Genomic DNA, 22,160 nt, shown 5'->3' with positions numbered 1-22,160 from the left:
CCTCCGGGGAGGCCTCGGGGTGCCTAGGGGTCCCCGGCGGCGCGACGGCCACGCCCCGCAGCGCGGGTGCGCGGGCGCGCGCGGGGGGCCAGGGGGCCGGACGCCGTGCGCCGGCCGGGTTCGATCTGCGCCGCGAACGCCTGGAGCGCGGCGGAGCTGTTGGGCGGCAGGACCGCCATCTCGCCGTGGTCCTGCGCCCGCGCCAGGGTGTCCGCGGCCGTACTGCCCTCCGGGACGTGCACCAGGCGTACGTGCCCGTCGCCCGAGCCGCGCCGGTCGACCGGGGTGACCGCGCCGTGCGTGCCGTCGGGCAGGGTCACCCACAGATGGAAGTCGTCGTACCGGATGTAGTCGGCGCTCTTCACCGGCCACGGATAGTGGTGCTCGCCGGGCACCTTGGGCAGGATGCCCTGGTGGTCGCCGCGGCTCAGCGGCACGCACGCGTTGAACAGGGAGTCGGTCCACGCCTCGACGCCGTCGGCGTCCGTGATGGGCGTGCGCAGCAGTTCCTCGGCCTCCTCGTAACCGAGCGCCGCCAGGGCGGGCAGGGTGAACGGGAACGCGGCGACCAGCTCGGCCGCGTCCCGCCGCAGCCGGTCGACCCTCGTCGGGTCGGCGCAGAACTGCATGCTCCACTCGATGCCCACCCGCGCGCGGTAGAGCCGCCAGCCGCTCGTCGTCCTGACCCACAGACTGCCCCCGTGGTGCATCTCCCAGTGCTCGGACGCGGAGGGGCGGGGCCCGTAGGGCAGATCCTCCTCGCCCAGCTCGGCGAGGATCTTCTTGGCCGTCTTCTTGGCGGCCCTGAAGTACGCGGACTCGCGGCGCCGGGCGTGCGACACCAGGCGGATCCTCCAGGGATGGTTCCCCGAGCGGATGCCGCCCGGCCGCAGACCGGCCGCGGTGTCCGGGGACCGGGTGGAGACCATGACGGACATGAGTCCATTGTCCCCCTTCCCGCGCCCTCCTTCCCGGGGAGCGGGCCGCCCCGGTCGTCCCGGGGCGGGCCCCGTCCGCGCCGGGGCTCAGCGGGACGCCACGACGGTCTGGAACGTCTTCATGCAGGAGAAGCAGTGCCGGTCCGTCGAGTGCTGCCGGGGCGTCTCCTCCTCCTTCTCCACTCCGCACAGGGTGGAGGTCTTGTCCGGGGTGAGGACGTGCCACACCGGCTCCCCCGAGGTGTCTGCACCGCACCACATCTCGTGCATTTCCGGCTCCCTCCGGGTAGGCATGGAGGCCGCTTCCATACGAGCACGGGGCGGGCCCGGACGGCCCGCCCGGTGTGGCACTCGGGTGACCGGCGGGGCCGGGGGTGCGCGGCGGCGGCACCGGCCGGATCCTGGAGGGATGACGAAGGCGCCGATCGTGGTGCATCCGCCGCTCGGCTCGGGCGGACGGCGCGTGACCGTGCGCGGTGAGATCGTCGGCCTCGCCACCTCCGACCGCGACGTGGTGGAGTTCCTGCGCCGCGCGGGACTCCCGGAGGGCGAACGGCTGCTGGACGATCCGGCCTGGGTGAAGTGGGCCGGCGGCCGGGCCCACGTCTACGACGCGGCCTGAACGGCCCGCGGCCCACCGGCCGCTCCCGCACAGCGGTCACCGTCGGCGCCGACTCCGACGGTGACCGCGCCTGTCCGTGTACCCCCGCCTCACCCCCGCATGCAGGGCGCGCGGACGCCTTCGTCCGGCGCGCCGGGGCGCGGAAGACCGGTGAGATTGCCGGTCCGCGCCGGCCCCCTCCTCTCCGACAGTGGCACCCCCAGTCCATCGGCGGCGCCCCCGGCCGGGCACGGCTCCCTTCCACGCCGTACTCCCGTGCACCGGCCGGGCGGTCCGCCGCGACAGAGAGGACCACTCGTCGTGCAGCAGCACCCCCACACCCGCCGGCGCGGAACCCGCCGGCTCGCCGGGCTCACCGCGGCCGTCGCCGCCGTCATCGGTCTCACCACCCTCAGCGGTCCCGGCGCGCACGCCGCCGACAACCCCTACGAGCGCGGCCCGGCACCGACCGAGTCCAGCATCGAGGCGCTGCGCGGCCCGTACGCCGTGTCGGAGACCTCCGTCTCCTCGCTCGCGGTCACCGGCTTCGGCGGCGGCACGATCTACTACCCGACCAGCACCGCCGACGGCACCTTCGGCGCGATCGCGATCTCACCCGGGTTCACCGCCTACCAGTCCTCCATCGCCTGGCTGGGACCGCGCCTGGCCTCCCAGGGCTTCGTGGTCTTCACCATCGACACCAACACCACCCTCGACCAGCCGGACTCGCGCGGCGACCAACTGCTCGCCGCACTGGACTACCTGACCCAGCGCAGCATCGTCCGCGGCCGCGTCGACAGCAGCCGGCTCGGCGTCATGGGCCACTCGATGGGCGGCGGCGGCAGCCTGGAGGCCGCGAAGGACCGGCCCTCGCTGCAGGCGGCCGTCCCCCTGACGCCCTGGAACCTCGACAAGAGCTGGCCGGAGGTCAGGACACCCACCCTGATCTTCGGCGCCGACGGCGACACGGTCGCCCCGGTCTCCAGCCACGCCGAACCCCTCTACACGGGCCTGCCGTCCTCCCTGGACCGCGCCTACCTGGAACTGAACGGCGCCACCCACTTCACGCCCAACTCGTCCAACACGACGATCGCGAAGTACAGCATTTCCTGGCTGAAGCGGTTCATCGACAACGACACCCGCTACGAGCAGTTCCTGTGCCCGCTGCCGCGGCCGAGCCTGACGATCGAGGAGTCCCGGGGCAACTGCCCGCACACCTCCTGATCCCAGGAGCCCGCTCGACGAGCACCCGGTGGCGGTCCGCGCACGACGCGGGCCGCCACCGGTGCTGTGCGGGCGCCCCGCCGGACGCCGCCCGTGCTGTGCCGCGGCACACTCCGCTCCCCGGCACGGTACGAGAAGCCGCTGGTGACACGGCGGCCGGGCACCCAACGAGGCGCGGACGCACTTCTTCCACGTCACCTTACGCGTGAGTAAGGTAACGGGAATGACCGGACAGACGACTCCTTTGCGGCAGGCGGTCTCCCGGCTGCTGGACGGGCTGCGCACCGGCGGCGGCGTCCGCGTCGTGACCGGTGAACCCGGTTGCGGCCGCACGGCGTTCCTCGAGCACGCCGCCCGCTCCTTCCGCGCCGGACCGGTGTGGCACGTACGCGCCGACCCCGGCCTGCGGGCACAGCCGCTGAGCGGCCTGCGCACCGTGCTGCGGGCGGCCGGCACGGCGGTGCCCCTGCCCGGAAACGGCACGGCCGGAGAGACGCTGTACGAACTCCTCCGCGCGGCGGCCGGTCCGGCCCCGCTCCTGGTCTGCGTGGACGACGCGCACCTGTGGGACACCGCGTCGCGCACGGCTCTGGGCCACGCGGCCGCGCGGGTGCACGCGGCGGGCATCCGGGCGGGGCTGCTCCTGACGGTGCCCGGACACCGGCCCGTCGACCCGCAGTGGGCGGCGCTGCCCCTGCTGCGGCTCGGCCCGCTCGCCCCGGCGGACGCGGCCCGCCTGGTCGACGAAGCGACGGGCGGTGCCGTCGACCGCGCTGTGTGCGAGGAGTTGGTGACCGAGGCGGAGGGCAACCCCGCGCTGCTGCGGGCGCTGCTCCACCGGCTGTCGCCCGCCCAGCTCGCCGGGGGCCGGCCCCTGCCCCGGCCGCTCGCCGACGGGGAGGTCCTGGCCTCGGTCGCCGGCGGGTGCCTCACCGGTCTGCCGCCGGACCGGTCCGCTCTGCTGCTGACGGCGGCGGCTGCCGTACGGGCGACGGGGGAGTCCGACGCCGACGCGGACCTCGTCCTGCGGGCGGCGGCGCGGGGCGACGAGGCCGACGCGGCAGGGCCGTTGCCCGACGTGCTGGTCCTGGCGGAGGGCCGTGTCGGGTTCCGCAGCGCGCTGCTGGGCAGGGCGGTGTACGCCGGTGCGCCGCCCGACCGGCGCCGTGCCGCGCACCGTGCGCTGGCCGAGTCCCTGGCCGACCCGGACGGCGTCCCCGCGCTGCTGCACCGCTCGTGGAGCGTCCCGGAGCCCGCCCCCGCCCTCGCGGACGGACTGGCGGCGAGAGCGGGGGACCCGGCGGCACCGCTGTCGCCCGGCCTGCGCCGCAGGGCGCTCACGCGCGCCGCCGAACTGACACCGCACGACGCGGAGCGGGCCCACCGCTACACCGCCGCGGCGGAGCAGGCCGCCCTCGCCGGACACCCGTCCGAGGCACTGCGCCTGCTCGACGCCGCCCGCGGCGGACCGGCTCCCGCGGCGGTGCGCGGCGGTGCGGAACTCCTGCGCGGCGCCGTGCTGCTGGCCGACGGCCCGGCCGACGACGCCCGCGAGTCCTTCCTGCTCGCAGCCGCCCTGCTGACCGCCGCCGGCCGCGAGGACGCCGACATGGCGGTCCTGGGCGCGGCGGACGCGGCCTGGGCCGCGGGCGACCCGACCTCCTGCCTGCGAGCCCTCGCCACGGACGGCCCCGACGGCGCGGGCGCGGGCTCGGAATCGGGTCCCGGCTCGGGGCCCGGCTCGGGCTCCTCCACGGGTTCCGGCTCGGGCAGGAGCTCCGGCATGGGTTCCGGCCCCGGTTCGGGCTCGGGTACGGGCGCGGATTTACCCCCGGGTTTCGGCCCGGACTCCGGTTCCGGTGTCCCTACCCCGCCGCCTCCCGGGGCCGTCGTCCCGGCCGTCGTGGGACGGGCGTCGGGTGGCGCGGGCGGTGGGGTCCTGCCCCGGGACGGCCGCTCCGCACCGCTCCGCGACCACCGGGACGGGATGCGGGCCGTACTGCTGGGGCGGTTCGATCTGGCCGCGGACCCGCTGCGGCGGGTGGTCGAGTGGGGACTGCGCGGCGACGAGCCGCAGCCGCTGCTGCGTTCCGCCGCGGCCGCGCTCATGCTCGGCGAGGTGACCGCGGCCCGCCGCGCCGGCGCACGGGCGCTCGCGGCGGCCCGGACCCGGGGGTCCGCCGCCCTGGAGCCGAGGGCGCTGGAGTACCTGGCCTACGCCGAACTGCGGGCCGGACGCCACCAGCTCGCCCGGACCCACGCCGAGGAAGGGCTGCGCACCGCCTACCGGGCCGGGCAGCGGAACACGGCCGCCCACCACCACGCGGTCCTGGCGCTCGCCGCCTCGATCGAGGGCGAGAAGGAGGTCGTCGCCGAGCACGTGGCGGCCGCCCTGCGCACCGCCCGGCGGCACGGGCTCGCACAGGCCGCGACGCTCGCCCACTGGGCGGCGGCCCGCGCCGACCTGGGCGCCGGCCGCCCGCGCGAGGCCGCCGACCGGCTCGGCCCGCTGGTGCTCCCCGGTGTGCGGCGCGGCCACTTCGCGGTGTGGATGCTCGCCGTGCCCTGCTTCGTGGAGGCCACCGCGCTGGCCGGACGGCCCGAGCGGGCGGCGACGGTGGTCGAGGACTTCGCCCTGTGGGCCGCTTGCGGGGCCGACCCGCAGGCCCCCGCCCAACTCCTGCGCTGCCGCGCCCTGCTGGCCGCCCCCGACGAGGCCGACGAGCTGTTCCTGCGCGCCCTGGACCGTCATGAGGCGACGGCCGGCGACTTCGAGCGGGCGCGCACGGACCTGCTCCACGGCAAGTGGCTGCGGCGCCGGCGCCGGCTGCGCGAGGCGCGTGCGCGTCTCGGGGAGGCCCTGATGGGCTTCGAGCGCTGCGGCGCCGGCCTGTGGGCCCAGCAGGCCGCCGCCGAACTCAGGGCGGGCGGCGCGGCCCCGGCGGAGACCGGGGGAGGGGAGCTGTCCCGGCTGACCCCGCAGCAACTGCGTATCGCGCGGCACGTCGCCGAGGGCGCCACCAACCGGGAGGTGGCCCTCAGCCTGTCCGTCAGCACCCGCACGGTCGACTACCACCTGCGGAACGTCTTCGCCACCCTCGGTGTCCGCTCCCGGGTCGAGCTGGCCCGGCTGGTCGAGCAGGCGGAAAAGACCGGTGCACAACTCTAGGGACCGACCGGACGGTATGCGATCCTTCGGGGCAGGACGAGTCCGGTGGCGGCGGCCCGCGGGCTCCCCGGCCGGCCGGTGCCGGCACGGGGACCGCCGCGCGGGCACCGCCGGGAAGCCGACCCTGGGGGAGATGCGCGATGCAACACGCCGTACGGCCACGTACCCTGACGCGCCCCGGACCCGTGCCCGCGCCGCGGCCGCGGACCCCGCGCGTGCGGTCGCTGATCGACGCCGACGCGCTGCACGTGCTGCACCGGGCAGCCCGCGTCCTGCTGGACGACCTGCCCCAGCTCACCGACCGCCTGGTCGCCGTACTGCAGGAGCAGGAGCCCGCCTACCGGGCGGCGGTGGAGGGCGACGCCACCGGGATCTGGCAGGAGGTGCACCGCTCGCTGCGGCACAGCATCGCGTCCCTGCTGGACCCGCGGGGCGCCCGGGACGGGGCGCGGCGCTGCACCTGGAAGATCGGTGCCGCCCGCGCCGAACAGGGGCTCCCGCTGGACGCGCTGCTGCACGCCTTCCGGCTTGGCGGCTCGCTGGTGTGGCAGGGCCTGGTCGACGAGACGTCCCGGGCGGCCCCCGAGGACGTACGGCTGCTGGTGCACGTGGCGTCCGACGTGTGGAACTTCGTCGACGAGCACTGCACCCTCGTCGCGGACGCCTACCGGCAGACGGAGCGACAGCTGGCGTGGCGGAGGGAGAACAGGGTGCGTCTGCTGGCCGCGGCCCTGCTGGACGGCACCAGCCGGATCGCCGACCTCCCCGAGGCGGCACAGGCGCTGGACCTGCCGGAGCACGGACGGTACGTGGTCGTCGCGGTCGACGGCTCCCGGCTCGACGGCTGTTCCGGTGCCCAGGCGGATCTCGGGCCGGGTGTGCGCGTGCACTGGCACTCGGGCGTGGACGCCCACTACGGCATCGCCCTGGTCGCGGACGGCGCGGATCCGGTCGTACCGCCCGAGCAGGCGCCCGGGGCCCGGATCGGCGTGAGCGGCGTGGTGGAGGGGCTGGCCGCCGTGGGCGAGGCGCGGCGGCTGGCGGACACCGCCCTGAGTCTGTGCCCCGGGTCGGGCGGGACGGTCCGGCTGGCCGACCATCTGCCGGCGGCGCTGGTGGCCTCCAGTCCCGAACTGGGCGCCGCGCTGGCCGACCGGCTCCTCGGCCCGCTGGCCCACCTCGAACCGGCCGACGCGGAGGTCCTGCTGGACACCCTGGCCACCTGGCTGGCCTGTGACGGCTCCGCCCAGCGGGCGAGCCGCCGCCTGTACTGCCACCGCAACACCGTCCTCAACCGCCTGCGCCGCTACGAGCAGTTGACGGGCCGCTCCCTCTCCCGCCCGGGAGACCTGGTCGAGGTGAGCCTCGCCCTGACCGCCCGCACCCTCCTGCGCCGCTGACCGCCCCTCCCCGGCCGCCAGGGCACCCGGCCGCCTGGGCACCCGCACAACCCCGAACCGCCCCCCGGCCGCCTGGGCACCCGCACAACCCCCGGCCGCCCCTGTTGGTACGCCGCAGCGAGCGGGCGCGGAAGCCTGTACCGGCCGTCCGCGCCCGTGCTGTCGTGAGCTCCCCTTCCCCCGAAGCCGCCGCCGCTCCGAGCGGCGCGGCCCCGAGGAGCCGCGATGCCCGAAGCACCACCGGACGAGGCGCCCGCCCTGCATGTCGAGCACGTCGACGTGACGTACGGACGCGCCGTGTCCGCCCTCCGATCCGTTTCCCTGACGGTGCCGCACGGCGCCGTCGTGGCGCTGCTCGGCGCCAACGGCGCCGGCAAGACGACCCTGCTGCGCGCCGTCTCCGGCACCCTGCGCCTGCACCGCGGCGCGATCACGGCCGGCCGCATCCGCTACGGCCGGACGGCGCTCGACGGCAGGGACCCCGTCGCGGCGGTACGCGCCGGAGTCGTCCAGGTCCCGGAGGGACGACGGGTCTTCGCCGGACTCTCGGTCGACGAGAACCTGCGCTCCGGCGGACTCGGGCTCGGCCGGCGCGGGCGCGCCCAGGTCCAGGAGGCCCGCGACCGGGTCTTCACGCTCTTCCCCCGGCTCGCCGAACGCACCCACCAGGCCGCCGGTCTGCTCTCCGGCGGCGAGCAGCAGATGCTCGCCATCGGCCGCGCCCTGATGGCCGCCCCCCGCCTGCTGCTGCTCGACGAGCCCTCCCTCGGCCTCGCACCGCAGATGGTGTACCGGATCGCCGAGGTGATCCGCGAGATCAACACCCAGGGCACCGCCGTGCTCCTGGTCGAGCAGAACGCCGGCATGGCCCTCTCCCTCGCCGATCACGCCCACGTCCTGGAGGTCGGCGAGACCCGGCTGTCCGGCCCCGCCGACGAACTCGCCCGCACCGACGCCGTACGCCGCCTCTACCTGGGCGAGCAGGCCGAGGACCAGGGGGCCGCGTGAACGACCGCCCCTCCGCCCCGCCGCCCGTGCTCGACGCGCGGGACGTCACCGTGCGCTTCGCCGGGCTCACCGCCCTCGACGGCGTCTCCTTCACCGTCACCCCCGGCTCGGTGCACGCCCTCATCGGCCCCAACGGCGCCGGCAAGTCGACCTGCTTCAACGTGCTGTCCGGCCTGTGCCGCCCGGCCGCCGGCTCCGTGACGCTCGGCGGCACCGAGCTGACCCGGCTCGCCCCGCACCGTATCGCCGCCCTCGGCGTGGCCCGCACCTTCCAGAACATCGTCACCACCCACGGCACCGTCGCCGACAACCTGATGCTCGGCCGCCACGCCCTGTCCCGCGCCGGTTTCACGGCGAGCGCGCTGCGCCTGCCCAGGGCCGTACGCGAACAGCGCGAGCACCTCGGCCGGGCCCGCGAGATCGCCGAACTGACCGGTCTCGGCGCCCACTTCGACAGCCCCGTCGCCCTGCTGCCGTACGGCGACCGCAAGCGCGTCGAACTCGCCCGCGCCCTCTGCCTGGAGCCCCGCGTGCTGCTCCTGGACGAACCCGTGGCCGGCATGAACGCCGCCGAACGCGCCCGCACCGTCGAGGTGGTGGGGGAGGTCCGGGCCGAACTCGGCCTGTCCGTCGTGCTGGTGGAGCACGACATGGGCCTCGTCATGCGCCTCGCCGACGACGTCACCGTGCTCGACTTCGGCCGGCCCATCGCCCACGGCACCCCCGACGAGGTCCGCCGCGACCCCGAGGTGCTGCGCGCCTACCTCGGCACCGACGCACCGGGGGAGGAGGCGGCATGACCGGATTCCTCGACAACGTCCTCGGCGGACTGGCACTCGGCGCCGTCTACGCGCTGGTCGCGCTCGGCTTCGTCGTCATCTTCAAGGCCTCCGGCGTCCTCAACTTCGCCCACGGCTCCCTGCTGCTGCTCGGCGGCTACCTCATCGCCGTCCTCCACGACGACCTCGGCTTCGCCGGGGCGCTCGCCCTGGCGGTCCTCGCCACGGCCGCCCTGGCCGGCGCCCTCGACCGCCTCCTGCTGCAACGCGGCGGCCACGACGCCCACGCCGCCCATGTGCAGACCATCGTCACCATCGGCATCGACATCGTCCTGCTCACCGACCTCGCCCGGCGCATCGGCGGCGACCTGCTGTCGCTCGGCGACCCCTGGGGCGACTCGGTGACCGAGCTGGGACCGGTGACCGTCGCCGACAGCCGGCTCGCCGCGATCGTGGTGTCGGCCCTGGTCATCGGCGCTGTCTTCGCGCTCTTCCGGTTCACCTCGTGGGGCCTGTCGCTGCGGGCGGCGGCGGAGGACCTGGAGGCCGCCGCCCTGATGGGCGTACGGCTCGGCCGGGTGCGCGCCGGGGCCTGGTGCCTGGCGGGCGCGCTCGCGGCGCTGGCCGCCGTGTTCCTCGCCGCCTTCCCCGCACCCGGACTGGAACGCACCACCGGCCAGATCGCGCTGAACGCCTTCCCCGCCGCGATCCTCGGCGGCCTCGCCTCCCCGGCCGGAGCCCTCGCGGGCAGCCTGATCATCGGCCTGACCGAGGCACTCGTCGGCGGCTACCAGTCCGACCTGCACGTCCTCGGCGAGGGCTTCGGCGACGTCGCCCCGTACGCCGTCATGCTGCTGGTGCTCCTGGTACGGCCCACCGGGCTGTTCGGCGCGAAGGGAGCGGCCCGTGTCTGACCGTCCGCGCACGGCCCTGACCCGACGCGGGGCCCGGCTCCTGCCGCTCGCCGTCCTCCTGTGCCTGCCGCCGTTCTACCTGGACGCCTTCTGGCTGCGGATCGGCCTGTTCTCCATGGCGGCCGCCATCGGCGCCGTCGGCCTCGCCCTGCTCAGCGGCACCGCCGGCCAGCTCTCCCTCGGCCACGCCTTCTTCCTCGCCGTCGGCGCCTACGGCTACGCCTACTTCGCCGGCGAGCCCGGCCCCGGACTGCCCCCGGCCCTCGCCGCGCTCCTCGCGGTGCTGCTCGCCGGGGCGGCCGGGGGCCTGTTCAGTCCCGTCGCCGCCCGGGTCAAGGGGATCTACCTGGGCATCGCCACCCTCGCGCTGGTCTTCCTCGGCCACCACGTGCTGCTCACCGCGGACTCCGTCACCGGCGGCTTCAACGGCCGCTCCGTGCCCCCGCTGACCCTCGGCGGTTTCACCTTCGGCGCGGACAGCCCCGAACTGACCGTCCTCGGCGTCCCGTTCGGGGCGGAGGAACGCCTTTGGTTCCTGGGCCTGGCCCTGTTCGCGTTCACCTGGTTCACCGCCCGCGGCCTGCTGCGCGGACGTCCCGGCCGGGCGCTGGCCGCCCTGCGCGACAGCGAGACCGCGGCCGCCGTCATGGGCGTCGACGTCGCCCGGCACCGCTCGGCGGCCTTCGTGGTGTCGTCGATGTACGCCGGGCTGGCGGGCGTGCTGCTCGCGCTCGCCTTCCGCCGTGTCGTCCCGGATTACTTCTCGCTCGCCCTCTCCGTCGACTACCTCGCCATGATCGTCATCGGCGGCCTCGGCTCCGTCGCCGGAGCCACCGCCGGCGCCGTGTTCGTCACCGCGCTCCCGCTGCTGATGACCCGCTACGCCGACCAGCTCCCGCTGGTGACCGCCCCCGGCTCCACCGACGGCACCGTGGGCCCCACCGAGGCGGCCCGCTACCTGTACGGCGCCGCCATCGTCCTGGTCCTGCTGTACGCACCCGACGGCCTGCACGGTCTGACGCGCCGGGCCCGGGACCGCGTACGGCGCCGCCGGAGCACCCCGTCCACGCCCACCGCCACCGCCTCGCCCGCACAACCGGCCGCAGCCGCACGACCCAAGGAGCACACCCCGTGAACACCACGCACCACAGGCACCGCAACCGGCACCGCACCGCCGGGACCGTCCTCGCCGGCGCCCTCGCCCTGCTGCTCGCGGCCACCGGATGCAGCTCCAAGGCGGAGGGCGGCGACCAGGGCGGCGAGGCCGCCGACGGCGTCCGCACCGGCCCCGGCGTCGGCGCCGACACCATCAGGCTGGGCGCCCTCACCGACCTGACCGGCCCCTACGCCACGCTCGGCAAGAGCATCGTGCAGGCCCAGCAGATGTGGGCCGAGGAGACCAACGCCCGGGGCGGCATCTGCGACCGGAAGGTCGAGATCGTCGTCAAGGACCACGGCTACGACGTGCAGAAGGCGGTCACCGCGTACGCCGACATCGCCCCGGACGTCGTGGCACTGCCCCAGGTCATCGGCTCCCCCGTGGTCGCGGCGCTGCTCGACGACATCGAGCGGGACCGGATGCTCACCTTCCCGCAGGCCTGGGCGGCCTCCCTGCTCGGCAAGGACGCCATCCAGGTGCTCGGCACCACCTACGATGTCGACATGATCGCCGCGGTCGAGTTCCTCACCCGCGCCAAGGGCCTGAAGAAGGGCGACACCATCGGCCACGTCCACTTCGAGGGCGACTACGGCGCCAACGCGCTGGAGGGCTCCACCTGGGCGGCGCGGAAGGCCGGTCTGAAGGTGACCGGACTGAAGATCAAGGCGACGGACACCGATCTGTCGGCCCAGGTCTCGGCGCTCCGCAAGGAGGGCGTGAAGGCCGTCCTGATCAGCGCCGGGCCCGCGCAGACGGCCTCCCTGGTGGGCGTGGCCGCCTCCCGCGGCCTGCGCGTCCCGGTCGTCAGCAGTGCCCCCGGCTTCGCGCCGCAGCTGATGAAGACCCCCGCGGCGCCGGCCCTCGCGGCGATGCTGAACGTGGTGAGCGCCGCGCCCGCGGTCAGCTCCGACCTGCCCGGCGTCGAGCGCATGGTGGCGTCCTACCGGAAGAAGTACCCGGACTCGCCGGTCGACTCCGGCGTGCTGTCCGGGTACAACGCCGCGCAGCTCATGGGCGCCGACCTGAAGAAGGCCTGCGAGGCGGGCGGCCTGACCCGGGAGGACGTGGTCAAGGCCCACCGCTCGCAGAAGAACGCCGACACCGGCCTCGGCACCGCGCAGGACTTCTCCGACGTCGACCGTCCCGCGAGCGTCGAGACCTATGTGCTCAAGCCCGACGCCGAGGCGGTGGGCGGCGTGGTGAACGCGGAGGAGGCGCACACGGCTCCCGGCGTCGAGGAGTACCTGTCCGCACGCTGACGCGCGCCGGGTTCGGCCCCCACGGCCTCGTGGGGGCCGAACCCCGCGCACGTACGGACGCCGGTCAGTCGGCGACCGCCTCCGGGTCGCGGTCGGACGCCGGCCACACATAGGGCAGGTCGTCCGGCTCCCCGGGGAAGAGGTCCGCGTAGACGGCGGGGTCCTTGCGGACCAGCGCCGAGCGGTGGCTGCGGTGCACGGCGTCGTCCCCCAGCCAGGGCGGCAGCTCACCGGCCTCGGCCAGCTCCCGCTGACCGCGCACCGGAGCGCCGGGCCGGACCGTGGCGAGGTCGGCGACGAGGGTGGCGGCGCAGCTGTCCTGATGGCCCCGGTCGCGCCAGACCCGGCAGACCTCCAGGCCGTAGCGCACCAGCGCCTCCTCGTAGCCCGTCCACATGCGCACCGCGGGATGGCGGCGCCATCCGTAGCCCGGCACGATCAGGCCGCGCAGCACCTGGAGCGCCTCCACCCGCTGCTTGCCCAACCGGCGCCGGTCGAGGACCAGCGCCGACTCGCAGAAGTCGGGGTAGGGCAGGAAGGTCTGCATGCGGCCGTCCCGGGCGTCGGGTCCGCCGCGCCGGGGAGCGCGGCTCACCGCACCGCAGTTCCCCTCCCCGCGCCGCTCACACCCCGCGGCTCACCCCAGGTTGCCCAGCCGGGCCTCGCGCCACAGGTCGACGCCGCCGTCGGTGGCGTACGAGTCGATCTCGGCCAGCTCCTCGGCGGTGAAGTCGAGGTTCTCCAGCGCGGCCACGTTCTGCTCCAGCTGCTCGGTGCGGGAGGCGCCGATGACCAGCGACGTCACGCGCGGGTCCCGCAGGGCCCAGGCCAGCGCCATCTGGGCGAGGGACTGCCCTCGGCGGGCCGCGATGCCGTTCAGGACGCGCAGCCGGCCGCGCATGTCCTCGGTCAGCCACGCGGGGTCGAACGACTTGCCCGCCGCCGCCCGCGAGTCGCCCGGGACGCCGTCCAGGTAGCGGCCGGTCAGCAGGCCCTGGGCGAGCGCCGTGAAGCCGATGACCCCGAAGCCCTCCTCCTGCGCCACGTCCAGCAGGCCCTCGGTCTCGATCCAGCGGTTCAGCATGCTGTACGACGGCTGGTGGATCAGCAGCGGCGTCCCGAGGTCCCGCAGGATCGCCGCGGCCTCACGGGTGCGCTCGGCGTCGTAGGAGGAGATGCCGACGTAGAGCGCCTTGCCCTGGCGGACGGCGGTGTCCAGGGCGCCCATGGTCTCCTCGAGCGGAGTGGTGGCGTCCAGGCGGTGCGAGTAGAAGATGTCCACGTACTCCAGGCCCATGCGCTTCAGGGACTGGTCCAGCGAGGCGAGCAGGTACTTGCGGGAGCCGCCGCCCTGGCCGTACGGGCCGGGCCACATGTCCCAGCCGGCCTTGGTCGAGACCACCAGCTCGTCGCGGTACGGCGCGAGGTCCTGCCGCATCAGCCGGCCGAAGTTGATCTCGGCGGAGCCGTAGGGCGGGCCGTAGTTGTTCGCCAGGTCGTGGTGGGTGATGCCCAGGTCGAAGGCGCGCAGGGCGATCTCGCGCTGGGTCTCGAAGGGGCGGTCGTCGCCGAAGTTGTGCCAGTAGCCCAGGGACAGCAGGGGGAGGTCGAGGCCCGAGCGGCCGGTGCGCCGGTAGCGCATGGTGCCGTCGTAGCGTTCGGGGTTGCTGACGTGGTTCATCGGGTCTCCGGGTGGTGCGGGGCGGGGCGTCCCGTGGCATGGTGTGAGCCCTGTCCACAGTGCCCCCGCACAGATCAGGAAGTCCAACCGATCCCCCGCATGGCATTCAGCACCACCGCTTCTGAATGGGCCGGCGGTCCGCCGGAGGGATTGAGTGCCGTGTCAGTGGGCAGAGGCGCAGGCAGTGGCATGAGCACGACTGCCCTTCCCCCCACAGGAGGTCGACCATGCACATCCGTACGCTGACCGGCGGCCTGGCCGCTGTTCTGGTGATGTCCTTTCCCCTGCTGGACGGCCCTGCGGTGGCCGCCCCGTCCGCCCCCGCCGCGAGCCCCGCGGTGGCCGCCCGGGTGCTCACCTACGACGCGAGCGGCGCCGCGGAGTTCCGGTCCGCGGTCGACCGGGGCGCGGCGGTGTGGAACGAGAGCGTCGACTCCGTCGAGCTGCGCCCGGCCGCCTCCGGTCAACGGGCCGACATCCGCGTCCTCGCGGACGACGGCTGGCCGCGCGCCGTGCCGGGCTCCCTGGGCACCGGGACGGTGTACATCGGACGCCAGGCCGTGGACCAGGGTCACCACACGGTCCGCATCGCGGCCCATGAGCTCGGGCACATGCTGGGCCTGCCGGACCGCAAGCCCGGTCCCTGCTCCCGTCTGATGTCGGGCGCCAGCGCGGGCACCACGTGCACCAACGCCTACCCGAACGCGGCGGAACGGACCGAGGTCGAGGGCAACTTCGACAGGGCCCCCGCCGGGGCGCTCATGTGACTGATGTGACTACTGGGGCGATCACCGCTATGGTTGTCCCACGTCACGGCGACGGAATCCCCGGAGCCCGGCCGTGCGTTGGTGGTCCAAGGAAAGACGCCCCGCTTCCTGCGGGGAGATGCAGGTGCAAGGCCTGCCCGGCGCTCCACCGCGAGCCCCGTCCCGCATCACAGGGACGGGGCTCGCGCCGTTTCCGGCCGGTCAGTCCCGTACCGGGACGGCCGGGCAGTTGGACGTCGCCGGTTCGCCCGCGAGCCGGTCGGTCAGCCACTCCACCGCGTCGCCCTGGTCGGTGAGGAGCGGTGCCAGGTGGTTGGTGAGCAGCTTGTCGCCCAGGTTGGGCAGCCGGACGGCCTTGTAGGTGACGTCGCCGCCCCGCTCGCACCAGTCGGCCGCCAGCCGGCGCGCCTGCTCGTGCGGCACGATGTCGTCCTGCACGCCGGTGGCCAGCCGGACCGGCCCGGTGGGCTTGGTCATCCCGAGGCGCTGCTTGTCCAGGACGGCCTGCGCGCCGGGCTCGCGGGCGATGATCTCGCCGAGGGACTTCCCGCTCGCGGTCCACTCGGTGCTCCGGGTGAAGCCGTGACCGAGGATCGCGTCTCCCACACAGGCCGTGGAGATGTCCTTGAGGGCGGCGCGCCCGGTGGCGTTGATGTTCTCCTCGACGACCTTGCGCACCTCCGGCTCCGCCTGGGCGAACCCGTTGATCGACCAGCCCAGCGCCCCGGCCAGGGCGCTGCCGTCGATGCCCTTCATCACCTCGGTCAGATCGGCGGGCGGCGCCCCGCTGTAGGTGCCGACGAGCGGGACGTCGGGTGCGTACGCGCTCTGGAGTTCGGCCGCGGAGGCGCTGGCCCCGCCGCCCTGGCTGTACCCGTACATGGCCACCCGGGACGCGGTGGTGACGGACGCGCCCGGCACGGCGCGGGCGGCGCGGGCGGCGTCCAGCATGGCGTGCCCCTGGTCGAGGCGGTTGACGTAGGTGTGGAGCCGGTCGGTGGCACCGAGGCCGACGTAGTCGGTGACGACGACGGCCGCGCCGGTGGAGAGCAGCCGGTGGACCGCGAGGTTCTCGTAACCGAGCGACACCGTCTGCCCGTTGAGGGTCAGGGGGTGCTCCAGGGCGAGCGAGGGCGCGCACTGGTCGCCTTGTCCCATGGTGCCGGAGCCGACGACCACCAGCGGGCGGGGCCCGGCGCCCGTCCAGCGCGCGGACGGTTCGATGTAGGCGCCGGTGACGGCGACCCGCTGCCCGCCCGAGTCGGTGGAGGTGTACATCAGGCGGGTCGCCGTGCCGGGCAGCCGGCGGCCGTCCAGGCCGGGCAGGCTCAGCCCGAGGCGCAGGGGCTCGTGACGCACCAGCACGCCGTTGGCGGCGGGCAGTTCGGCGGGCGGGGTGTAGAAGGCGGGGATGGTGACGCCCCGCGACACCACGGGCTCGCCCGCGGCGGCGGGCGGCGCGGACACGCAGACGCAGGCGGTCGTGGCGACCACGGTGGTCAGCACGCTGCTGATTCGGCTCACGGCTCACTCCTCGATCTGCTCCAGGGAAGTGCAACCGGAAACTAACAGCGCTCACTTACCGCTGGTAACTCCTCGGTAAGTTACGTCCCGGTAACTATTGTCGAGGCTCCCGGGGGCCGAGCCGTGACGGGCGCGACGAGAAGCGGGCCCCCGCCGGTCGTCCGGCGGGGGCCCGTGCGCTGTCGGCGTGTGGGATCAGGCCGTGTGCAGCGTCAGTCCGTAGCGGTTGAGGATCTCGTTGATCGGCTGGTGCCAGGTCTCGCCGCCGCCGGAGCAGTTGCCCCAGCCGCCGGAGGTGACGCCCTGCGCCTGGTCGCCGCTGATGAACGAGCCGCCCGAGTCACCGGGTTCGGCGCACACGCTGGTCTTCGTCATCTGGCGCACCGCGCCCTGGCTGTAGTTGACCGTCTCGTTCTTGGCCAGCACGTTGCCGCAGTGCCAGTGGGTCGTGGAGCCGGAGCGGCAGATGGAGGCGCCGATCGGGGCCTCGGCCGAACCGCGCACCAGCTGGTCCGAGACCGTGCCCCAGCCGAGCACCACCGGAACCGTCCACCAGCCGCTGCCGACGTTGACCCAGGCGTAGTCGTTCTCCGGGAAGGAGGAGCCCTGGAAGTTGCCGATGTAGGAGTTGTCCCAGCCCCTCACCTGGGAGCCGACCCCGCCGCAGTGCCCGGCGGTGACGAAGCCGCCGTGCACCGAGAAGCCTATGGAGCAGCGGACGTTGCCGGTGTAGTAGGGGTCGCCGCCCACCGTTCCGGCGGCGAAGGTCTCGGCCTGGGCCCCCACGGTCCGCACGGTGACCGGGCCGGCCTCGCGGGCCTTGGCCACGAAGGAGCGGACATCGTTGTCAGCCTTCTGGCCCTCGACGACGTTCACCACGACCGTGTTGGCGGTCGGGTCCACGGACCAGCTGCTGACGCCCGAGGGCGCGTCGAGGCGGTCGATGCGGGACTTGGCCGCGTCGAGCGTGCGCGCGCTGTGCTCGACGGTGCGGACGGCCGCACCGGAGGCGCGCAGGGACCGGACCGTCGAGGCGTCCGCCTCCGGGGTGACGGCCACGGTCAGCTTCTCGCTCTTGGCGTCGAACCAGGCGCCGCCGTAGGCGGAACCGGCGGTCTTGCGGGCCTTGGGGGCGAGGTCGGTGGCCTCGCGTTCGGCGGCGAGGCGGTCCTCGGCCTCGGCGCGGGTCAGGCCGAAGTCCCGCTGCATGGCCTCCATCATGCCGGCGGAGGCGGGCGCGGGGTCCGCGGCCCGGGCGGTGGGGGAGTCGGGGGCGTCGTGCGCCGAGGCCGGCAGCGTGCCGGCCGCGGTCCAGCCGCCGATCATGAGCAGGGCGGCCACGCCGGCATGCGCGAGTCTGGTGCGTCTCATGGAAGGTGTGCCCTTCGTCGTTCCAGCAATGGTGGGGGTGGAACAACCACGGTGTGAGAGCGCTCTCACCGGATTTGAGCAGAGCTTAGCGAGCCGACCGTGTCAGGTCTATGCCAATGTGCGGCTCAATTGACGCGCGTTGTCCGGGCGATGGGGCCGACCCGTTGCGGTGCCCCGGTCACCTCGCCCCCTTCGCCGCCCGCTCGACCTCCCGGGCGGCCTCCCTCTCGTCCCGCTCGGCCCGGGCGAGGGCGTCCGTGGTCCCGCGGCTTCGTTCCTCCGCCTCCCCGTGCTCCCGCTCCGCCCGCTCCAACACGGCCCGCGCCTCACGGAGTTCGTCCTCGGCCGCCGACACCCGCTGCCGGGCCTCCCGGACCTGCTCGTCCGCCCGCTCCCGTGCGGCATCGGCGTCCTCGTGCTCCGTACGCCGCTCACGAAGCCTGTCTCCGGCCTCCCGCGCGGCCTCCCTGGCTTGCGCCAACCGCCGTTGCCTTTCGGCCCGCCGCTCCGCGAGCTCGTCCTTCCTCCGCGCCGTGGCCGACGGCGTACGCGCGGTGGTCGACGGTGTACGAGCCGGCGGGCGCGGCGCCTTGGGTGCCGGGGCGTGCGTGCCGGGCGTGTCCGAAGGGAACCCGGAGGGTGGTGTGAGCGTGCTCTCGACCCGGCCGCCGGCCCACAGATCCGCCGCCTCCGGATCGGCGAGCACCGCCCGCAGGGTCGTCTCGACGTCCCGCTGCACCGTGTCCGACAGGGGGTGTCCGGCCTCCCGCGCCAGCCCCGCGGCCTGCCGGGACAACGCGGAGACGATGCGCCGCCGCTGAGCGGACGTCTCCTTCAGCCCGCTCGGGTCCAGGGTGGCGTGGGCCTCGCGCAGCGCCCGTCCCAGTTCGAGGAACCGTTCCGCCTCGTCGGGCCGGGAGCGCCGGAGCAGGTTCGCCGCCCAGGCGGCGAGGGTGGGGCGGCGGGCGGCGCGGATGCGGCGGGCGTCGTCGGCCCGCCCGGCGGTCCTGGCGGCCGCGGCCAGTTCCTCGCGGCGGGCGACGAAGCCGGAGGGCGGCAGCGCGTACAGCTCGTCGAGCGCCGCCTCCACATCGCCTTCCCCGTCGTCCCGCACCTCTTTGCGCCGCATGATCCCCAGCGTCCACCGAACGCGACCGCCGCGCACATCGGACCGGTCCGTCCCGTGGGCGGGCTCGGTGGCGGCAACGGGCGGACCGGTGAGCGCAACGGAACGGTCCGACCCGTGACCGGCCTAAGGGCGGCGGACAGGGGCTGGCACCGCGCACAGGGAAATGCCCCGCCCCGCGAGCGGTCTCAGCGGCGGCGGTCAGGGGCTGGCACCGCGCACAGGGAAACGACCCGCCCCGGGGAGCGGTCTCAGCGGCGGCGGTCAGGGGCTGGCACCGCGCACAGGGAAACGACCCGCCCCGGGGAGCGGTCTCAGCGGCGCACAGGGGCTTGGCCCCGCACGCATGAAGCGACCCGCCCCGCCGGCGGCCTCACTCGCCGGAGCGGGCGAAGCGGTCCGGGGCGAGGGTGGTCAGGAGTGAGGTGATGACCAGGTCCGTCGAGGCGGCCATGTCCACGGAGTCGGGGGCCAGCAGCCACTGGACCTGCAGCCCGTCCATGACGGCGATGACCGCGTTCGCCGCGTCGCGCGCCCGCTCCCGGTCGGCCTCCGCCAGGCCGCACGCCTCGATCAGCGCGTCGGTGACGAACGCCCGCAGCCCGGTGTACCGGTCGCGGAAGTACGTCTGCGCCGGGTGGTCGTCGGTGACGGACTCCGCCGACAGGACGGCGTACAGCCGCACGATGCCCTCGCGTTCGGCGTTGCGGTGGGCGGTGTCGACGAGGTGGCGCAGGAAGGCGAGCCCCTGCGGGCGGTCGGACCCGAGCTGTTCGATGTCCGTGCGGTCGCGCAGTTCGAGGACGCTGGTGAGCAGCAGCGCCTTGGACCGGAAGTAGTGCAGGACGCCGGCCTGGGTCAGTCCCGCGCGCTCGGCGATCTCCGCGAGCGAGGCGTTGTTGTAGCCCCGGGCCGCGAAGGTGTCCATGGCGATGTGCAGGATGTCCCGCTGCCGCTGCCGGGCCTCCGGACTGCGGGGGGTGCGGGGCTCGGTCCTGGCCTTGCGGGCGGGCCGGCCCACCGACTGGTCACTCACCCGCGACAGCTTACGGCCGGGGTGATCCTCACGTCGTTGATCTTCAAGCACGCCTCATAGTAAGTGACGCACACCACTTACTAACCACTTAGTGGGTGTGCTTTCATGGCGCCGTCATTCCGACGGAACGCCGCCGTCACGGCCGGAAGGAACACCCCCAACACCCCCGGCACCCGGAGCCACGCGCACCCCACGCACTCCGGGCCCGCCCGGCGCCTCCCCGACGGCCGGCCGGCGTACCCCACGCGTCACCCGACGAAGGAGAGCCGCACCGTGTCACCTCTGACCTCCGGATCCCCCCGCGGAACCGGCCGCCGCAGAACCAGCCGCCCCCGCCGGGCCCGGGCCGCCGCGCTCGCCCTCGGTCTGGCCGCCACCGGTCTCGGTCTCACCGGCGCCGGAACCGCCCAGGCGGCCGACCCCACCGCCCAGGTGTGGGTCACCACCCCCGACGGCGCCAAGAAGCTCTCCGCGGAGGGCGCCGTCCCGTTCGACGGCAGCCCCCAGTCCGTCGACATCCGTGTCGACGCGGGCAGCAGGGGCCAGCGGTTCACCGGCGCCGGGGCCTCCGTCACCGGCGCCTCGGCCCATCTCGTCCAGAGCCTGCCGCAGGGCACGCGCGACGCGCTGCTGCGCTCGCTGTTCTCCACCGGCTCCGACGGCATCGGACTCAACTACCTGCGCCAGCCGCTCGGCAGCACCGACTTCGACGCCACGAACGACCCCCACTCCTACGAGGACACCCCCGGCCGGTTCTCCATCGACCGCGACCGCGCCGAGATCCTCCCCGTGCTCAAGCAGGCCACCGCCGTCAACCCGGCCATCCGCTTCATGGGCTCGCCCTGGTCACCACCCGCGTGGATGAAGTCCGGCGGTTCCCTCAACGGCGGCAGCCTCGCCCCCGAGCACTACGGCGCGTACGCCGACTACCTGGTCAAGGCGATCAAGGCGTACGCGCAGGAGGGCATCACCCTCACCGACCTCACGGTGCAGAACGAGCCCGAGTTCGCCACCAGTTACCCGTCGACGTCGATGACCTCCGCCCAGCAGGCGGACTTCCTCAAGGTCCTCGACCCCAAGCTCACCGCGGCCGGACTGCCGACCAACATCCTGGCCTACGACCACAACTGGGACCATCCGCACTACCCGCTCGACGTCTTCTCCCGCACCTCGGGCATCAGCCGGGTCATCGGCGCCGCCTTCCACTGCTACGGCGGCCAGGTCGGCGCCCAGCAGCAGATCGTGAACGCCGGCAAGCGGGTCTTCTTCACCGAGTGCTCCGGCACCGACAGCGCGGACACCGCCGCCACCTTCGGTGACACCCTGCGCTGGCACGCGGAGAACCTGGTCGTGCAGAACATGCGCAACGGCGGCGAGACCGTGATCAACTGGAACCTCGCCCTCGACCAGAACGGCGGCCCCCACCAGGGCCACTGCACCAACCGCTGCAACGGCGTCGTCGAGATCGCGGGCGGCAACGTCACCCGCAACGCCGAGTACTACGTGCTCGGCCACGTCAGCAAGTTCGTCAAGCCCGGCGCCACCCGCATCGGCTCCACCAGCCAGGGCGCCGGAGGCGTGCAGAACGTCGTCTTCCAGAACCCCGACGGCACCCGCGCCGCCTACGTCGTCAACACCGCCGGCAGCGCTCAGCGGTTCTCCCTCACCGACAACGGCAGGTCCCTCACCCACACCCTGCCCGCCGGGGCCGTCGCCACGTTCACCTGGAGCGGCACCGACGCACCGGCCGGCCCGATCGACCCCGCCGCCTGGTACCGGGTCGCGAACGAGGGCAGCGGGGCCTGCCTCGACGCCGCCGACTGGGGCACCGCCAACGGCACCGCGCTGCAGCAGTGGGCCTGCGGCACCGGCGCCAACCAGTACTGGCAGTTCCGGCCCACCGGCGACGGCCACCACCAGGTCGTCAACCGGCACAACGGCAGGGTCTGGGACGTCGACGGCGGCCCCGGCGCCACCGCCGACGGCGCCCGGGCGCACCTGTGGGAGTACGTGGGCGGCACCAACCAGCAGTGGCGTGCGGAAGGCACCGGCACCGCCGGGCGGTACCGGTTCGTCGCCCGGCACAGCGGCAAGTGCCTGACCGTCGACAACGCCTCCACCGCGAACGGGGCCCGGCTGTCCCAGCAGCCGTGCGCCGGCTCGGCCGCCCAGACCTTCACCCTGACCGGCTGAACCACGGCCGC

The 22,160-nt window shown here is 74.6% G+C and carries 19 protein-coding genes; 11 read left to right on the top strand and 8 right to left on the bottom strand.

Going from position 1 to position 22,160, the window contains the following annotated elements; all coding sequences use genetic code 11:
- Positions 1–23 precede the first annotated feature (23 nt).
- Positions 24–938, bottom strand: a complete 915-nt coding sequence (locus FHX78_RS01230; RefSeq protein WP_145865595.1) for a DUF6424 family protein — start codon at positions 936–938, stop codon at positions 24–26.
- 87 nt (positions 939–1,025) lie between these two features.
- Positions 1,026–1,208: a hypothetical protein gene (locus FHX78_RS01225; protein ID WP_229924067.1), complete on the bottom strand. Its 183-nt coding sequence runs from the start codon at positions 1,206–1,208 to the stop codon at positions 1,026–1,028.
- A 139-nt stretch (positions 1,209–1,347) separates the two neighbouring features.
- Between FHX78_RS01225 and FHX78_RS01220 the strand changes: the two genes are divergently transcribed.
- The 9 genes from FHX78_RS01220 (at position 1,348) to FHX78_RS01180 (ending at position 12,451) form a co-directional block, all read left to right on the top strand.
- Complete coding sequence (locus FHX78_RS01220; protein WP_189908675.1) at positions 1,348–1,560, top strand: hypothetical protein; 213 nt, start codon at positions 1,348–1,350, stop codon at positions 1,558–1,560.
- Between the two features lie 300 nt (positions 1,561–1,860).
- The gene (gene bdeA, locus FHX78_RS01215) at positions 1,861–2,763 is read left to right on the top strand and encodes a bis(hydroxyethyl) terephthalate hydrolase (protein ID WP_145865593.1); all 903 of its coding nucleotides are present in this window, start codon (positions 1,861–1,863) and stop codon (positions 2,761–2,763) included.
- Between the two features lie 223 nt (positions 2,764–2,986).
- Complete coding sequence (locus FHX78_RS01210; protein ID WP_145865592.1) at positions 2,987–5,932, top strand: helix-turn-helix transcriptional regulator; 2,946 nt, start codon at positions 2,987–2,989, stop codon at positions 5,930–5,932.
- Positions 5,933–6,072: 140 nt separating this feature from the next.
- Complete coding sequence (locus FHX78_RS01205) at positions 6,073–7,332, top strand: PucR family transcriptional regulator (protein ID WP_145865591.1); 1,260 nt, start codon at positions 6,073–6,075, stop codon at positions 7,330–7,332.
- A gap of 225 nt (positions 7,333–7,557) precedes the next feature.
- Positions 7,558–8,340, top strand: coding sequence for an ABC transporter ATP-binding protein (locus tag FHX78_RS01200; protein ID WP_145865590.1), 783 nt, complete (start codon positions 7,558–7,560; stop codon positions 8,338–8,340).
- On the top strand, positions 8,337–9,140 hold the full coding sequence (locus FHX78_RS01195; protein WP_145865589.1) for an ABC transporter ATP-binding protein: 804 nt from the start codon (positions 8,337–8,339) through the stop codon (positions 9,138–9,140). The genes FHX78_RS01200 and FHX78_RS01195 overlap by 4 nt, the downstream gene beginning before the upstream one ends.
- Complete coding sequence (locus FHX78_RS01190; protein ID WP_145865588.1) at positions 9,137–10,033, top strand: branched-chain amino acid ABC transporter permease; 897 nt, start codon at positions 9,137–9,139, stop codon at positions 10,031–10,033. The genes FHX78_RS01195 and FHX78_RS01190 overlap by 4 nt, the downstream gene beginning before the upstream one ends.
- Positions 10,026–11,168, top strand: coding sequence for a branched-chain amino acid ABC transporter permease (locus FHX78_RS01185; RefSeq protein WP_145865587.1), 1,143 nt, complete (start codon positions 10,026–10,028; stop codon positions 11,166–11,168). The genes FHX78_RS01190 and FHX78_RS01185 overlap by 8 nt, the downstream gene beginning before the upstream one ends.
- A complete protein-coding gene (locus FHX78_RS01180; protein ID WP_145865586.1) occupies positions 11,165–12,451 on the top strand; it encodes an ABC transporter substrate-binding protein in 1,287 nt (428 codons plus the stop codon). Before FHX78_RS01185 ends, FHX78_RS01180 begins: the two co-directional genes overlap by 4 nt.
- 64 nt (positions 12,452–12,515) lie before the next feature.
- On the opposite strand, the gene FHX78_RS01175 is transcribed toward FHX78_RS01180, so the two are convergent.
- Both FHX78_RS01175 and mgrA read right to left on the bottom strand, forming a co-directional pair.
- Positions 12,516–12,998: an MSMEG_6728 family protein gene (locus FHX78_RS01175; RefSeq protein WP_145871555.1), complete on the bottom strand. Its 483-nt coding sequence runs from the start codon at positions 12,996–12,998 to the stop codon at positions 12,516–12,518.
- 90 nt (positions 12,999–13,088) lie between these two features.
- On the bottom strand, positions 13,089–14,132 hold the full coding sequence (gene mgrA, locus FHX78_RS01170) for an L-glyceraldehyde 3-phosphate reductase (protein ID WP_145865585.1): 1,044 nt from the start codon (positions 14,130–14,132) through the stop codon (positions 13,089–13,091).
- Positions 14,133–14,359: 227 nt separating this feature from the next.
- Here mgrA and FHX78_RS01165 point away from each other — a divergent pair, with 227 nt between their 5' ends.
- Positions 14,360–14,899 (top strand): snapalysin family zinc-dependent metalloprotease, encoded by a 540-nt coding sequence (locus tag FHX78_RS01165; protein ID WP_145865584.1) that lies wholly within the window; start codon positions 14,360–14,362, stop codon positions 14,897–14,899.
- A 201-nt stretch (positions 14,900–15,100) separates the two neighbouring features.
- Here the strand turns inward: FHX78_RS01165 and FHX78_RS01155 are convergent, their stop codons facing one another.
- From FHX78_RS01155 to FHX78_RS01140, 4 genes are all read right to left on the bottom strand, one after another.
- Positions 15,101–16,423, bottom strand: a complete 1,323-nt coding sequence (locus FHX78_RS01155; RefSeq protein ID WP_145865583.1) for a lipase family protein — start codon at positions 16,421–16,423, stop codon at positions 15,101–15,103.
- 195 nt (positions 16,424–16,618) lie between these two features.
- The gene (locus FHX78_RS01150; RefSeq protein ID WP_145865582.1) at positions 16,619–17,794 is read right to left on the bottom strand and encodes a S1 family peptidase; all 1,176 of its coding nucleotides are present in this window, start codon (positions 17,792–17,794) and stop codon (positions 16,619–16,621) included.
- Positions 17,795–17,972: 178 nt separating this feature from the next.
- Positions 17,973–18,923: a hypothetical protein gene (locus tag FHX78_RS01145; protein WP_145865581.1), complete on the bottom strand. Its 951-nt coding sequence runs from the start codon at positions 18,921–18,923 to the stop codon at positions 17,973–17,975.
- Positions 18,924–19,293: 370 nt separating this feature from the next.
- Complete coding sequence (locus FHX78_RS01140) at positions 19,294–19,956, bottom strand: TetR/AcrR family transcriptional regulator (protein WP_268257223.1); 663 nt, start codon at positions 19,954–19,956, stop codon at positions 19,294–19,296.
- 366 nt (positions 19,957–20,322) lie between these two features.
- Here FHX78_RS01140 and FHX78_RS01135 point away from each other — a divergent pair, with 366 nt between their 5' ends.
- Positions 20,323–22,149, top strand: a complete 1,827-nt coding sequence (locus FHX78_RS01135; RefSeq protein ID WP_229924071.1) for an RICIN domain-containing protein — start codon at positions 20,323–20,325, stop codon at positions 22,147–22,149.
- The last annotated feature ends 11 nt before the right edge of the window (positions 22,150–22,160 follow it).

Origin of the sequence: Streptomyces capillispiralis, from assembly GCF_007829875.1 — a bacterium.
Taxonomy (GTDB): domain Bacteria; phylum Actinomycetota; class Actinomycetes; order Streptomycetales; family Streptomycetaceae; genus Streptomyces; species Streptomyces capillispiralis.
Note: the sequence above shows the minus strand (reverse complement) of the source record. Positions and strands in the feature narration are given on the sequence as shown.